Genomic DNA, 14,724 nt, shown 5'->3' on the forward strand with positions numbered 1-14,724 from the left:
CGCCGGGGTGATTCGCTTGAAGTCCGAAGTCGTTCTACCGCAACCCTACCTGCTGTTCCTCGGCGACACGACCGAGCCCGGTTACGCGAAGACCGCCTTCGGTCTTCGCGACTGGGCCGGCGACCGCTGCCTGGGCGAGTACGCCTGCGACGGGGCCAGCGTCACCACCGGCCTGCCGTTCCTCACTCCGGAGGAGGCGGCCGCGTCTGGTGCGGAAGCGCTGGTGATCGGCGTGGCCAATGCGGGCGGGTTCATTCCGCCCGGCTGGATCCCCGCGCTGCTGCGGGCGATGGAGGCGGGGCTGGACCTCGTCGGTGGCATGCACGCACGCTTGCGCGACATCGAACCACTGCGCGAGGCTGCGCAGCGGCTTGGCCGGCGCCTGATCGACGTGCGCGAGCCACCGGCCGGTATCCCTGTCGCGTCCGGCCGTCGGCGTTCCGGCAAGCGCCTGCTCACCGTGGGCACCGACTGTGCGCTGGGCAAGAAGTACACGGCCCTGGCATTGGCGCGCGAGTTCACCTCGCGTGGCGTGGACGCGACGTTCCGAGCCACGGGGCAGACCGGCATCCTCATCGCGGGCGGTGGCATTCCGATGGACGCCGTGGTCGCGGATTTCGCCGCCGGTGCGGCGGAAATGCTCACGCCCGATGCGGACCCGGCGCACTGGGACGTGATCGAAGGGCAGGGGTCGCTGTTCCATCCGGCCTACGCCGGGGTCTCGCTGTCGCTGTTGCACGGCAGCCAGCCGGACGTGATCGTCGTGTGCCACGAACCGGGTCGCGACGCGACGCTGGGCTATCCCGACTATTCGCTGCCCGGCATCCAGGACACCATCGACCTCACGCTCGCGCTGGGCCGGCGCACGCAACCGAACATCCGCTGCGCCGGCGTCAGCCTCAACACCGCGCGGATGGACGCGGCCAGTGCGGAACGACTGATCGAAACCGAAGCCGGACGACTGGGTTGCCCCGTTGCCGATCCGTTGCGCGGCGGTCCGGCGCTGGAACGCCTGGTGGATGCATGCCTGGCCTGAACCTTCCCTCGCGCACACACGCGACGCCACACACAGGAGTGAACACCACGATGCCCGGACGTATCCATCCGCTGCGCAGCGCCGTGGCGCTGGCGCTCGCGCTGAGCGGCGGCGTTGCCTGCGCCGCACCGCCGGAGAACCTCGATGCGCGCGTGGAGCAGGTCATCCACGACATCGGCATTCCCGGCATGGCCGTCACCATCGTCGAGGACGGCAAGGTCGTGCATGCCAAGGGCTACGGCGTGCGGCGGCTGGGTTCGCCCGAGCCGGTGGATGCCGACACCATCTTCCCGACCGGTTCCACCGGCAAGGCCATCACCACCGCCGCGCTGGCGGTGCTGGTCGACGAAGGCAAGATCGGCTGGGACGACAAGGTCACCGACCACCTGCCGGGTTTCCAGATGTACGACCCGTGGGTCACGCGGGAGATGACCATCCGCGACCTGCTGGTCCATCGCAGCGGCCTGGGCCTGGGCGCGGGCGACCTGATGTTCGTCCCGCGCTCTTCGCTGAGCCGCGCCGAAACCGTGCGCCGCCTGCGTTACATCAAGCCGGCCACCAGCTTCCGCAGCGGCTATGCGTACGACAACGTGTTGTACGTCGTCGCAGGGCAGTTGATCGAAGCGGTGTCGGGCAAGACCTGGGAGCAGTTCGTGCGCGAACGCGTCCTGCGCCCGGCCGGCATGAACGTCTCCACCACCGACGACGCCAGCCGCTTCGCCACCGCCAACCGCGTGCAGCCGCACGCGCGCATGGACGGCGGCATGCGTGGCGTGGGCACCCAGGAGGTGCTGGACGAACGACGCAGCCTGGGCTCGAACGCGGCGCCGGCGGGCGGTGTGTCGTCCAGTGCGCACGACATGGGCCGCTGGCTTTCCATCCAGCTGGCGCACGGTGCGTTGCCGGAAGGCGGGCGCCTCTTCAGCGAGGAGAGCTCGGAGCAGATGTGGACACCGCAGGTGCTGATGCCGATCCACGGCTATCCGGGTCCGCTGGCCGCGACCACGCCGCAGTTCTCGGCCTACGCGCTGGGTTGGGACGTGCGCGATTACCGTGGGGTGAAGGTCATCGAGCACGGCGGCGCGGTGTTCGGCGTGCAGACGATGGTGGTGCTGATCCCGGAGAAGAACATCGGTTTCTCGCTGCAGATCAACTCCGAGGACGGCGTGGCGCTGCGCGGCCTGCAGTACGAACTGCTCGACCATTACCTGGACGCGCCGAAGCACGACTGGGTCTCCGACTTCGCCGCTTTCCGCGCGGGCAACGTCGACAAGGCCAAGGCCGCGCTGCGCGAGGCGAAGGTGGACGCGAAGCCCTCGCGTCCTTCGCTGACGCCGGCCCAGTACGCCGGACGTTACAGCGATCCGTGGTACGGCCCGATCGACATCACCGCCGACAAGGGGCGGATGCGCATCGACTTCAAGCAGACACCGGACATGGCCGGCACGCTCAGCCACTGGCAGTACGACACCTTCAAGGTGGCCTGGGACGACCGCAGCCTGGAGCCCGCCTATGTCACCTTCAACCTGGGTGCGGAAGGCAAGGTGGAGCGGGTGACGATGAAGCCCGTCTCACCGCTGGCGGATTTCAGCTACGACTACCAGGACCTGCTGTTCACGCCGGTGACGGCGAAGTAGGGCGGTCCCGTGCCGCGTTGACCTGCGAGGTCAACGCGGCCGGCTAAAGATTTCGATAGTCTCCCCGTGGCGGTGCAGGTTCACTGCACGATCCGGACAGGGCGCCTGGCGGTGCCCGTCCGTTCGCGACCACGGATGCCTTCTTCGGATGTCGGAATTCACCGTCAACCCCTTGCTGGACACCGGTACCGTCACGGTGAAGGACGTACGCTGCCGCGGCACCTGCCGCCATCGCAGTGCGGAGGAATGCGCGCGCGCCACGCACCTGGTGTTCCCGTATCGCGGGTTGTACCTGCGCCATGTGGGCAACGAGCAGTCCGTCGCCGATGCCAACCATGTGCTGTTCTTCAATGCCGGCGAGGGCTACCGCGTCAGCCATCCCATCGACGGTGGCGATTCGAGCTTCGTGCTGGCGGTGTCGCCGGAGTTGCTGCGCGAGCTGGCGCCGGCGGACCTGCTGCAACGCCCCGACGATCCCGCGTTCCGCACGCAATCGCTGCGCATCGATCCGCGCGCGCAGGCGCTGGTCGCGCTGCTGCGCCACAGCCTGGACCACGGCACCATCGAGCCACTGGAAGCCGAAAGCCTGGCGCTGACGCTGGTCTGCCGCAGCCTTGGCCCACGCACCACGCACGCCACCTCCGCCACGCATGTGCGGCGCCATCTGGTCGATCGGGTGAAGGTGCTGCTGGCGTCCGACCTGGGACGGCAATGGAAACTGGCCGAGATCGCAGCGGAGATCGGCGGGTCGCCGGTGTACCTCACGCAGGCCTTCCAGCAGGTGGAAGGCGTGCCGCTGCACCGCTACCACCTGCGACTGCGTCTGGCGCGTGCGCTGGACCTGCTGGCGCGGTGCGACGACATGTCCGCATTGGCGATGGACCTGGGATTCTCCAGCCACAGCCATTTCGCCGCCGCGTTCAAGCAGATGTACGGGCGCACGCCGTCCGAGTTCCGCGCCTCGGCGCTGGCCAAGAGCGCGTGACAGGTCGCTAAAGATTTCGACAGCCGGCCGCGCGCCGCGATGGTCTCCTGTGCCTGCCCGGATGTCGGGCCACAACAGGAGCGTGTCATGAGCGAGAAGACCTGCGCGGTGTGCGATTACCCGCTGGACGAGAATGCGGTGGCAGTGACCATCGGCGGCCGTGCCGTCGAGGTGTGCTGCGAAGAATGTGCGCAGAAGCTGCGTGAAGCGGAAGCGGGTGCCTGATGGACGCACGCACCCATACCAACGACTACAAGTCCGTGGCCACGCCGTCGGGAGTGATCGGTTACGTCGAGCGCGGCCAGGGACCGGTCGCACTGTTCGTCCACGGCGTGCTGCTCAATGGCTACCTCTGGCGCCATCAGCTGGATGCACTGGACGACGTACGTCGCTGCATCGCCGTCGACCTGCTGGCCCACGGACGAACGGAAGCTGCCGATGGGCAGGATGTCTCGGTCACGGCGAACGCACACATGCTGGCGCAGTTCCTCGATGCGCTGGGCATCGATCGCATCGATCTCGTCGGCAACGACAGCGGCGGCGGCATCTGCCAGATTTTCGCTGCGCTGTATCCGCAGCGACTGCGCAGTCTCACGCTGACCAACTGCGACGCCCATGACAACTGGCCGCCCGAAGCCTTCCAGGCGTTCGTCGCCATGGTGGCCGCCGGTGGCCTGCAGGGAACGTTGAAGGCGATGTGGTCCGACCACGACGTGTACCGGCAGGCCCTCGCGCCGGCGTACGAGCGCCCGGCGGACGTCAGCGACGACACCATCGCCACATACCTGCGTCCGTTCATCGAGTCCACGCGTCGTCTGCGCCAGCTGGAAGCGTTCGTCAACGCATTCGACTGCCGGCACACGCTGGCCATCGAAGATGGCCTGCGCCGCCTGCAGACACCGACGCTCATCGCCTGGGGCACCGACGACGTGTACTTCCCGGTGGAGTGGTCGAGCTGGCTGCAGCAGACCATCCCCGGCACGCGCCGGCGCATCGAGTTCGAAGGTGCGCGCATCTTCTTCCCGGAGGAACGGCCGTCCGAGTTCAACGATGCATTACGCGCGCACTGGCTCGCAGCCAGCACGGTGGAAGTGGACGAGGCGGCCCGCGAACAGGCGAACGCGTGAACGGCATGGGCACCGTGGAAGCGACGATGAAACCGGGCCCGATCGCCGTGTATGGCGCCTACGGCCACACCGGACGATTCATCGTCGACGAGCTGTTGCGGCGCGGCTGGACACCGATCCTGTCCGGTCGCGACGCAACGAAACTGGCCGCACAGGTCGCCCGCCACCGACATCTGGAAGGTCGTGTGGCGGGCATCGACGATCCCGCCTCGCTCGACCGCGCCGTCCACGGTGCCGTTGCGGTCATCAACGCGGCGGGGCCGTTCCTCGAGACGGGCGAGCCGGTGCTGGAGGCGGCGCTGCGGGCTGGCGCCCACTACTTCGACACCAGCGCCGAACAGTGCGCCGCGTGGTCGGTGTACGAACGCTTCGACGAACGTGCACGCGAGGCCGGCACCGTGGCGATGCCGTCGGTGGCGTTCTACGGCGCATTGGCGGAACTGCTCGTCATGGCGGCGATGGACGACTGGAGGGAAGCCGACGGCATCGACATCGCGGTCGGACTGGACAGCTGGCATCCCACACAGGGCACGCGCGTGACCGGCGAGCGCAACCATTGGCCGCGCTGGATCGTGCGCGACGGCTCGCTCCAGGTGGTGCCCAGTCCGCCGCTCACCCGAGCCTGGCGCTTTCCACCGCCGTTGGGCGAGCAGGAAGTGACCATGCTGCCGCTGTCGGAGATCGTCGCGATCGCGCGTCACGTGCGTTGCCCGCGTGTGCATTCGTACATGAACTCCGCGCCGCTGCGCGACCTGCGCGATCCTGCCACACCGACCCCGCAGGCCGTGGACGAACGGGGTCGCTCGGCACAGACATTCATCGTCGACGTGCACGTCCAGCGGGGCGCCGTCACACGTCGCGCCACGGTGCAGGGCCGCGACATCTACGCCGTCAGCGCGCCGTTGATCGTGGAGGCGATGGAGCGCGTGGTGACCGGAAGCGTGTCCGCCCGCGGCGCACGGTCCGCGGGGCAGCTGTTCGATGCACGTGCATTCCTGGCATCGCTGGCGCCGGAGCCCTTCGTGCTGGAAGTCGGAGCGTGACTGCCACGGATCACCCGTCGCTAACCGCGCCGTCGCTACAGTGCCGTCCTTGAAAACGCGTGTGGTAACGCGCTCAAGGAGAACGTGGATGAAGATCCTGATGGTGCTCACCTCGCATGACCGGCTCGGAAACACCGGCGAGAAGACCGGCTTCTGGTTGGAGGAATTCGCGGCGCCGTACTACGTGTTCACCGACGCCGGTGCGGACGTGGCGGTGGCCTCGCCGCAGGGCGGGCAGCCGCCGATCGATCCCAAGAGCGACGACCCCGCGAACCAGACGCCCGCGCAGGACCGCTTCAAGGCCGACACGGCGGCGCAGGCAGTCCTGGCGCATACCCATCGGCTGGATGCAGTGTCGGCCGATGACTTCGATGCGATCTTCTATCCCGGTGGGCATGGCCCGCTGTGGGATCTCGCGGAAGACGAGGCATCGAAGCGGCTCATCGAGGCGTTCTACGAGTCGGGCAAACCGGTGGCTGCCGTCTGCCATGGCCCCGCGGTACTGCGTCACGCCATGTACGAGGGCGCGCCGATCGTGAAGGGAAAGCGCGTCACCGGCTTCACCAATTCGGAGGAAGCCGCAGTGAAGCTGACCGATGTGGTACCGTTCCTGGTGGAGGACGAACTCAAGCGTCTGGGCGGAAAGTTCGAACGCGTGGACGACTGGCACAGCTTGGCGGTGGTCGATGGTCGCCTGATCACAGGGCAGAACCCGGCTTCGTCCGAAGCGACGGCGAAGGCGCTTCTGAAGGCGTTGGGCTGACATCACGCGGTCGGGTGCACGGCATCGATCCTTCACCCGGACCTCACCGGCCGGCGCGATGATGGCGCGGGCTTTTCAGGTGGATGCGTGCCGTGTCCCATTGCCAGCGCGATCGCAGCTCGCCGGAGGTACGCCACGTGGGTCGTGCGCTGATGTTGGGTGCACTGCTGGTCGTCGCCGGTTGTGCCACCACATCTTCACCACAGTTCGAGCGCTCATCCGCGCCGCATGCGCTGGAGCGGCCCGAGCGCATCCTGGTCTACGACTTCGCCGGCACCCGCGGCGATCTGCCGCCGGACTCGCCCATCACCGGCTACTTCGAACAGAGCGAGACCGCACAGTCCACGCAGGAGGTGGAGCTGGGCAGGCAGCTTGGGCGCCAGGTCGCGCAGCAGGTGATCACACGATTGCGCGAGGCCGGGATCGATGCCTATCCGGTCGGCGCGGGCCCCGTGCCGAAGGTGGGTGACGTGGTGCTGCGCGGCGAGTTCGTCTCGATCGTTCCGGGCAGCCGGACCATGCGCGTACTGGTGGGGTTCGGGGCCGGTCGAGGCGAGCTGACCACCGTGGTCGAAGCGTTCCAGATCACGGCCACCGGCCCGCGTTCGCTTGCGACCGCGCAGGCCGACACCCGCGGCGGCGCCTTGCCCGGCATCCTGCTGCCGCTGGGAGTGACCGGCGCCGCGGCAAGCACGGCGGCGGTATCGGGCACGTCGAATGTGCTGCAGGAGCGCGGCCCCGAATCCATTCGTGCTGCCGCGCAACGCACCGCCGACAGTATCGCTAGGGCAATCGTCGACCTTTATCGCGAGCGCGGTTGGCTGGGTTCCACCTGAGGCACCACGGCGCTCCGACGTCCGCGCACCGCACCGCCATGGGGAGCATCGCGATGCAAACGTCCGACCTGCCGCCGCCGCTGCGCCTGGCCGAATGCATGTGGCGGCCGCTTGCGACCGTGGGCGTGTTGCTGGGCACGCTGTTCTTCGCGGCCTCGCTGACGCCCAGCCTCATTCCACGCACGCCGATGATGCAGGGCGTGCTGGCCGGAACCTGCATGGCGGCCGGGTACGCACTGGGCGTGATGCTCTGCTGGGCCTGGCGATACCTGGAGCTGCCGTTGGCGCGCGAGGACCTGCGCAGGCGCGCGCGCAGGATCATCCACGGCCTCTGCCTGCTGCTGGCCCTCTGCGCGCTGTGGCGCGCGCCGCACTGGCAGAACATGGTCCGCGGCGTGTTCCACATGCCGATGGTCGGCCATGGGGTTTCGCTGCAGGTGGGTGTGATCGCGCTGGTGGTGTTCGTAGCCCTCCTGGCGTTCTCACGTTTTCTGCGGGCGATGGCAAGGCGCCTTTCGCGCCTGCTGGCGCGGGTGTTTCCGCGTCGCGTCGCGAACGCGCTAGGTGTACTGGGTGTGGTGCTGCTGGTCGTCGCGCTGACCAATCAGGTGGTGCTTCGCATCGCCATGCACCTCATCGATTCCTCGTTCCGCCAGGCCGACGCGTTGATACCGCCCGACACCGCGCCACCAACGGAATGGGACCGCAGTGGCGGACCGGATTCGCTCATCGCATGGGACAACCTTGGGCGCATGGGGCGGCGGTACGTCGCGTCCACGCCGACGGCCGAGGCCGTCGCCACGATGGCCGGTGCGCCTTCCCAGGCGCCATTGCGCGTGTACGCCGGACTGCCTTCGGCGCCCTCGGCAGAGGAGCGCGCGCAGCTGGCGCTGGCGGAACTCAAGCGCGTGGGCGGATTCTCGCGCGCGGCGCTGATCGTCATCACGCCGACCGGAACCGGATGGGTCGACCCGGCCGCGATCGAACCGGTCGAATACCTCTACCGCGGCGACATCGCCAGCGTCGCGATGCAGTACTCCTATCTGTCCAGCCCGCTGTCGCTGATCATCGAGCCCGAGTACGGCAGGGAAACCTCGCAGGCGCTGTTCCGGGCGGTCTACGGTTACTGGCGGACACTGCCCAGGGACAAGCGGCCGCGTCTGTACCTGCACGGCCTCAGCCTGGGCGCGATGAATTCGGAGCGCTCGCTCGATCTGTTCGACGTTCTCGGCGATCCGCCACACGGCGCGCTCTGGAGCGGGCCACCGTTCGCGGCGAGCCACTGGCGTGCGATCACGCTGGCGCGCAATGCCGGTACGCCGGCGTGGCTTCCGCAGTTCCGCGATGGCGCGTTCGTGCGCTTCATGAACCAGCACGGCTCACCCGTTCCGGCCGACGCCCCGTGGGGCGTGATGCGCATCATGTACCTGCAGTACGCGAGCGACGCGGTGACGTTCTTCGACTACCGCGATGCCTTCCGCTCGCCGATATGGCTGTATCCCACGCGCGGACCGGATGTCGCGCCGCAGATGCGCTGGTACCCGGTGGTGTCGATGGCGCAGCTGGCGCTGGACATGATCCTGGCCAACGAGGCGCCGATGGGCTACGGGCACGTGTACGCGCCCTCGCATTACGTCGACGCGTGGCTGCAGGTCACGGGCGTGGAGGGGTGGTCGCCGCAGGACCTGTCGCGGCTCAAACGCACGCTCGACGAACGCCGCGCCGCGGAACTGTCCGGCGACGAGAACGAAGGCGGCGGTTGAGGCCAGGCCTCAATCCGACGGCGTGTCCGGTGCTTCCGGCGGTGCGGCGTTGAGTTCGATGTAGTTGGCTTCGCGCAGCTCGCGTTTTGCGTCACGCAGCGCACGTCCATCGATGGGGCGGATGGATTCGATACGGCACGAGCTGCCGGTGGGCCCGGCTGCGGTACGTGGCACCACCCGGTCCATGCGGGCGGTCACCTGTCCCATCGTGTTGGTGATCGACAGGCGCGGCGACATCATCATGCCGGGGCAGCGCGAGCGCAGTTCCAGCAGATGGCCGCGATTGGAACTGGTCCAGATCACCAGCGACTGGTCGCCCAGCGCCGTCCAGTTGTGCATGCCGCCGATATGGTCCAGACGGAACGACAGGACCGGCGCGCCGGCGTGCTCGCGGTACAGCGCCAGCCGTTCCTGCGGGGTGAGGGTAGGGCCGGTCGCGCACGCCGCCAGCGCGGCGGCGAGCACCAGCCAGGACAGAGCGTTGCGCATGGTGTGGCCCGTCGTGGTTCGGGTGGGGAAAGGCACGCAGCGCGAGGGTGTCACCCCCGCGCCGGTGCGGTTGTAATCCAGTGCATCAGCGCGTCACGCGCGTCGTGGTGCCGTCGGAGGACACATGCACACGGTCGCCGACGCGGAAGTCGCGACTGGTGCCATCCTGCGTGACCGCGATGGTTCGGCCGGATTCCAGTTCGACCGTGATCTCGACACCCGCACGGCTGCCGCGCGCCATCGTGTTGCCTGCCGCGCCGCCCGCGGCCGCGCCCGCGACCGCACCGGCTGCATTCGCACGGCTGCTGCCGCCGATGGTGCTGCCTGCGATACCGCCGAGCACCGCGCCCGTGGCGGTGGCCACGCCGCGCGAATCGTTCTGGATGGTGACGTCTCGCAGCCCGCGGATGGTGCCCCATTCCACGGTGCGTGCCGTGCCTACTTCCGACCGGTTGAACGTACTGGGCGTGGAGTGCGTGGCGCACCCGGCTGCGGTGAGAACCCCAACGACGATCAACGCGGCTGCCTTGCTGTTCATCTCACGGTCTCCGTTGTCCATGGCGAATTCGCGTCGGACTCACAATCCGTAACGTCCGGCGACGAATCGGTGGATTACGCCTTCCACGGTGAAGTAGCGGTGAACCCGATCCTTCGTATCGATGACATGGACTTCACGCAACCGCGACACTGGCTGAACGACATTTCGCGCCAGTCGTGCGCGTGGCGAACGCGGTAAGGGCGCTGCTTCCGGCACCCGGATCCGACGGCAGGATGCGCAGCGTTCGCACGGGACGTATCGAGAGGACGGCGCCGTGACGGATCCCGCGATTCCCCTTGCACTGGCATCCTCGCGCAGTCGCAGCGGCTGGCGCCGCTGGGGGCTGACGGTCGCGATTGGTGCGCTGCTGGTTCCCCGTGCGCACGCTCAGGATTCGTTGATGGGCACCGTGCTGGACGAACCCGGCAGCGCGGGGCTTGGCTTCATGATCCGCGCCGAGTCCTCGCCGTACGTGGACGGCGACACGCGCGACGACTTCCTGCCGCTGTACCTCTACGAGGGCGAACGCTTCTTCCTGCGCGCCAACGAAGCCGGCGTGCGGGTATGGAACAACGAGACGATGGGCGTGGAAGGCTTCGTGGAACGCCGCCTGGAAGGGTATCCGGAAGACGAGGAGCCCTCGTCGCTGGATGGCATGCAGGTGCGCAATACCGGGGCGGACCTGGGCGCACGTTTCTACCTCGAACACGGCGCCTCACGCTGGGCGCTGGCCGTGCGGCACGACATCGCCAGTCTCTCGCACGGCACCGAAGCGCGGGCCGCCTACGCCTACACGGTGGAATCGGACCGGTGGCGCCTGCAACCGATCGCGATGGTGTCCTGGCGCAGCGGCGACCTCAACGACTACTACTACGGCGTCGCATCGTTCGAGGAGCGGCCCGATCGGCCCGCCTACGACGCGGGCGCGGGGTGGAACGCGACGCTCGCACTGTACGGAAAGTACCGGATCCTGAAGCACTGGAACCTGGTGGGCGGCGCGTACGTGACGAAGTTGTCCTCGGAAATCCGCAACAGCCCCGTGGTGGACGACGACCTGCAGTGGGGCGTGATGGCAGGCGCCGCCTATGACTTCGGCGACGGCCAGGTGCGCTGGGACGAGGACTCGGCACCCACCTACGTCAAGGTCTTCTACGGGCGCGACAGCGAAAGCGGCTGCCATCTGGTTCGTATCATGACGCTGCAGTGCGTGGGCCTGAACGACGAGGATCCGACCGACATCGTCGGCGTGCATGTGGGACGCCCCTTCGTTTCGCGCCTCAACGGCTGGCCACTGGACCTGATCGGGTACGTCGGATTGCTTCACCACGACGAGAAGGGCCTGCAGCCGGACGGCTGGCAGATCGATGCGTACATGAAGGGGTTCTATTACGGATTCCCCTGGAGCCATCGTGTCAACACGCGACTTGGATTCGGCATCGGCCTGTCGTACGCCGAGCGCGTTCCGTACACCGAGGTCACCGCGCAAGCCGAGCGCGAGCGCAACACGTCCAAGCTGCTCAACTACCTGGAGCCGAGCATCGACGTGAGCGTGGGCGACATCTTCGGCAGCGAGCGATGGCACGACGTGTACTTCGGCTTCGCCGTGTCGCACCGGTCCGGCATCTTCGCAAGCTCGCAGCTGCTGGGCACGGTGGACGGCGGTTCCAACTACATCTACGCGTATGTCGAAGCCGCGTTCTGAAGAACTTCGTACGCGATGACGATGCGACGCGCCCGGACGCCGCTCGTACCGCTGCTGGGCGCCTGCGGCGTGTTCGTGGTTCTCGCGGCCTTGTACCTGGGGCGATCGCTGTTCGCGCCGGTGTTCATCGCGGTCTTCATTGTCGCCGTGGTGTGGCCGCTGCAGCGCGAAGCGGAACGGCGCATGCCGCGCGTTCTGGCGATGGTGGTCACGGTGATGGCCACCGCCGCCGTCGTGGTGGTCATGGCCAGTCTGGTGATGTGGGGGCTCAACCGCGCGGCACAGTGGGCCATCGCCAATGCCGCCGGTTTCCACGCCCACTACCAGCGCATCGAAACCTGGCTGGAAGGACACGGCCTGTACCTGGCCAGCGAGTTCATCCACAACTTCGACCCGCGCTGGCTGTTCGCGATGGTGCAACGCCTGGGCGTGGGCCTGCAGCAGATCGCCAGCTTCCTGGTGATAGCGCTGGTGTTCGTGGTGCTGGGCCTGCTGGAAGTGGAATCCATGCGCCAGAAGCTGGTGCGCGCGGGGCGGCCCGACGTCATCGGCGCGTGCCGCGAGACCGCGTCGAAGTTCCAGCGCTACATGCTCATCCGCACGGTAATGAGCGCGGCGACGGGGTTGGCGGTGTGGGCACTGGCGTACGCGTTGGGACTGGATCTTGCGATGGAGTGGGGCACGATCGCCTTCGCGCTGAACTTCATTCCGTTCCTCGGCCCGTTGTTCGCGACCGTGCTGCCGACGTTGTTCGCACTCGTGCAGTTCGGCAATGGGATGGTTCCATTGGCGATCTTCGCCGGGCTCAATCTGGTGCAGTTCCTGTTGGGGAGCTATCTGGAACCGCGCATCGCCGGCCAGCGGCTGTCCATCTCGCCGTTCCTGGTGCTGTTCGCGGTGTTCCTGTGGAGCATGCTCTGGGGCATCGCCGGCGCGTTCATCGGCGTGCCCATCCTGATCGCGCTGAAAACCTTCGCCGAGCATCACCCCGCCACACGCGCATGGACGCCACTGCTGGCCGGCGAAACCACGGCCGAGCGCGCCCCGACCGATTGATTGTCACTCCCACGCCCAGGAGGGCCCCATGTACCGGATGATCCTGTGGATTGCGATCGGCATCGTGCTTGCGCTGGTGGCGGTCAACCGCATTCCCAGCTGGCCCACCGCACGCACGGAGGGTTCGGTCGAGAATTGCCCGGGCATGGACGAGCCGGTGACGCGCGCCGTCGCGCGGCAGGAGCTCGAACGCCGCCGCCGTGCGTTGCAGGGCGACGCAGGCGCCAGCGGAACGGACGCGGCACGGTTGTCGCAACGCACCGGCGAAGTCGCCGAGGCCCGTCGTGCAGGCGCCGTCTACAGCGCTACGCGGCAGAACGAACTGGCCGACTCGCGCTGCATCCTGGAGCTGCAGAAGATCGCCAGCGGTGAGCGCCTGCGTGCCGCGCGTGGCGAGTGGGTACGCGTGACCAGCCTGATCCTCATCATCAGCATCGGGTTGCTCATCGCACTGTATTTCGGTCGCATGGCGGCGCTGCGCCGTGGCTGGTTCCGGCGATGATCAGGCACGCGCGCTAGCGGTGGGCGCTGTCCTGCGCCGCCATCTGCGCGAACTGGCGGGCCACGTCCCGCGCCGCCGCCACCGTGCCGCCGCTCATGCGCACCTTCGCGTACGCCGCCGCGACGGGTGCCATCGCCGGCACCTGCTCCGGTGCGATGCCATCGGTCGCGAACAGCGTGGCATCCAGGACGTCCAGCACGTCTTCGGGGCGCTCCCTGGCGATCAGGTTGTGCGTGGTCAGTGCTACGTCGGACACCTGTTCCTTGCTCATGCGGAAACGGCCTGACGCGCGGGTGATGAGGGCATCCGCGCGTGGGATACGCGGCGCGTTGGCAGGCAACGTGCGCCCGGCTTCCTGGTTGAGCAGGCGATGACCTGCCGACATGCCGCGTTCCTGCGGCGACGTCAGCGTGCCCGAGTCGGTGCCGTGCCTCTGGTAGAGCGAGAAGAACAGGATCGCGGCGAGGGCGGCGATCACGATGATCACGAGGGTCTTCCGGTCGGCCGTGCCGTTGCCGGACACGGAAGATGACAGTGCGGCGAATGCCCGAGAGCGACGCATCATGGCGAGCCTCCTGGAGAGAAGATGGGCATCCTCATGGCTCAACCGGGTGCAGCGTTCCTGTCTGCACTGCCGCCGACGCAGGGATGGGGCTGATCAGCAGGATGGGGCAGGCCGGGCGCTGCAGCGGTCGCGATCCTGCCATGGAGAGTACGCGCACACTGTCCACGCGCGAACGCACGCGGCCATCCGCCTGGCTGATCTGGATGGCGCGCGCGTCGTCCAGGCCCGGGCAGGGTGACGCCATCTCCAACAGATAGCCGGCACCGCGCGAGGGCCAGATCGCCAGCGCCTGGTCGCCCAGCGCCTCCCAACGCAGGTTGCGCGCGTAGGGAAAGCTGGCCACGGGCGGCTCGGCGATACCGCGGTAGCGCGCCAGACGCTCGCGCGGGTCGCCCGGCGCATGCACACAGGCGCACAGCGCGGCCACGACCGCCACTGCCATCAGGCGGAACGCTGCGTCAGTTGCCTTTGCGCGCATGGGTACAGGCATCCGTCGAGCTGTCGTTGGCGACGCGACGAGAAGCGCCACGACGATCGTGCGGCATCGCGACGCACGGAGTTACTTAGCATGAGCGGGTGGCCGGACGTCTCCACCGATCCTTCACGGGTCCATGACGTGTGGCACGCCATCGTCCGCCTGCGCTGCGTCACCCACATTCGCCGACAGGATTTGCCGATGCCG

Annotated in this window: 16 protein-coding genes; 12 read left to right on the forward strand and 4 right to left on the reverse strand. The window is 67.9% G+C overall.

All coding sequences use genetic code 11. The annotated features are described in order from the left end of the window. The first annotated feature begins 7 nt into the window (after positions 1–7). From QLQ15_RS12985 to QLQ15_RS13025, 9 genes are all read left to right on the forward strand, one after another. Positions 8–1,036 (forward strand): N-acetyltransferase DgcN family protein, encoded by a 1,029-nt coding sequence (locus tag QLQ15_RS12985; protein WP_283214018.1) that lies wholly within the window; start codon positions 8–10, stop codon positions 1,034–1,036. A 50-nt stretch (positions 1,037–1,086) separates the two neighbouring features. Further along, positions 1,087–2,673, forward strand: a complete 1,587-nt coding sequence (locus QLQ15_RS12990; protein WP_283213185.1) for a serine hydrolase — start codon at positions 1,087–1,089, stop codon at positions 2,671–2,673. A 148-nt stretch (positions 2,674–2,821) separates the two neighbouring features. Next, positions 2,822–3,658: a helix-turn-helix transcriptional regulator gene (locus tag QLQ15_RS12995; RefSeq protein ID WP_283213186.1), complete on the forward strand. Its 837-nt coding sequence runs from the start codon at positions 2,822–2,824 to the stop codon at positions 3,656–3,658. Between the two features lie 87 nt (positions 3,659–3,745). Next, positions 3,746–3,883 (forward strand): hypothetical protein, encoded by a 138-nt coding sequence (locus tag QLQ15_RS13000; RefSeq protein WP_283213187.1) that lies wholly within the window; start codon positions 3,746–3,748, stop codon positions 3,881–3,883. Beyond that, complete coding sequence (locus QLQ15_RS13005; protein WP_283213188.1) at positions 3,883–4,785, forward strand: alpha/beta fold hydrolase; 903 nt, start codon at positions 3,883–3,885, stop codon at positions 4,783–4,785. Before QLQ15_RS13000 ends, QLQ15_RS13005 begins: the two co-directional genes overlap by 1 nt. A gap of 26 nt (positions 4,786–4,811) precedes the next feature. After that, positions 4,812–5,828, forward strand: coding sequence for a saccharopine dehydrogenase family protein (locus QLQ15_RS13010; RefSeq protein WP_283213189.1), 1,017 nt, complete (start codon positions 4,812–4,814; stop codon positions 5,826–5,828). Between the two features lie 88 nt (positions 5,829–5,916). Next, positions 5,917–6,591: a type 1 glutamine amidotransferase domain-containing protein gene (locus QLQ15_RS13015; RefSeq protein WP_283213190.1), complete on the forward strand. Its 675-nt coding sequence runs from the start codon at positions 5,917–5,919 to the stop codon at positions 6,589–6,591. Positions 6,592–6,728: 137 nt separating this feature from the next. After that, the gene (locus tag QLQ15_RS13020) at positions 6,729–7,427 is read left to right on the forward strand and encodes a DUF4410 domain-containing protein (protein WP_283213191.1); all 699 of its coding nucleotides are present in this window, start codon (positions 6,729–6,731) and stop codon (positions 7,425–7,427) included. A 53-nt stretch (positions 7,428–7,480) separates the two neighbouring features. Beyond that, positions 7,481–9,190, forward strand: a complete 1,710-nt coding sequence (locus tag QLQ15_RS13025; protein ID WP_283213192.1) for an alpha/beta hydrolase — start codon at positions 7,481–7,483, stop codon at positions 9,188–9,190. Between the two features lie 9 nt (positions 9,191–9,199). On the opposite strand, the gene QLQ15_RS13030 is transcribed toward QLQ15_RS13025, so the two are convergent. Beyond that, positions 9,200–9,679 carry a DUF6491 family protein gene (locus tag QLQ15_RS13030; protein WP_283213193.1) on the reverse strand — a complete coding sequence of 160 codons (480 nt, stop codon included), beginning with the start codon at positions 9,677–9,679 and terminating at the stop codon, positions 9,200–9,202. Positions 9,680–9,764: 85 nt separating this feature from the next. Beyond that, a complete protein-coding gene (locus tag QLQ15_RS13035) occupies positions 9,765–10,217 on the reverse strand; it encodes an outer membrane lipoprotein (RefSeq protein WP_283213194.1) in 453 nt (150 codons plus the stop codon). 274 nt (positions 10,218–10,491) lie between these two features. Here QLQ15_RS13035 and QLQ15_RS13040 point away from each other — a divergent pair, with 274 nt between their 5' ends. Genes QLQ15_RS13040 through QLQ15_RS13050 form a run of 3 tightly spaced genes read left to right on the forward strand, consistent with a single transcriptional unit; the run spans position 10,492 to position 13,477 of the window. Continuing rightward, on the forward strand, positions 10,492–11,919 hold the full coding sequence (locus QLQ15_RS13040) for a MipA/OmpV family protein (RefSeq protein WP_283213195.1): 1,428 nt from the start codon (positions 10,492–10,494) through the stop codon (positions 11,917–11,919). Positions 11,920–11,934: 15 nt separating this feature from the next. Beyond that, complete coding sequence (locus QLQ15_RS13045) at positions 11,935–12,975, forward strand: AI-2E family transporter (protein WP_283213196.1); 1,041 nt, start codon at positions 11,935–11,937, stop codon at positions 12,973–12,975. Between the two features lie 28 nt (positions 12,976–13,003). Next, positions 13,004–13,477, forward strand: a complete 474-nt coding sequence (locus QLQ15_RS13050; protein WP_283213197.1) for a hypothetical protein — start codon at positions 13,004–13,006, stop codon at positions 13,475–13,477. A gap of 13 nt (positions 13,478–13,490) precedes the next feature. Here QLQ15_RS13050 and QLQ15_RS13055 read toward each other — a convergent pair whose 3' ends face one another. Both QLQ15_RS13055 and QLQ15_RS13060 read right to left on the reverse strand, forming a co-directional pair. Beyond that, entirely contained in the window at positions 13,491–14,042 is a 552-nt protein-coding gene (locus QLQ15_RS13055; protein ID WP_283213198.1) for a hypothetical protein, read from the reverse strand. A 31-nt stretch (positions 14,043–14,073) separates the two neighbouring features. Beyond that, positions 14,074–14,520, reverse strand: a complete 447-nt coding sequence (locus tag QLQ15_RS13060; protein WP_283213199.1) for a DUF6491 family protein — start codon at positions 14,518–14,520, stop codon at positions 14,074–14,076. Between the last annotated feature and the right edge of the window lie 204 nt (positions 14,521–14,724).

It is taken from the genome of Lysobacter stagni, from assembly GCF_030053425.1.
Lineage (GTDB): Bacteria > Pseudomonadota > Gammaproteobacteria > Xanthomonadales > Xanthomonadaceae > Lysobacter_J > Lysobacter_J stagni.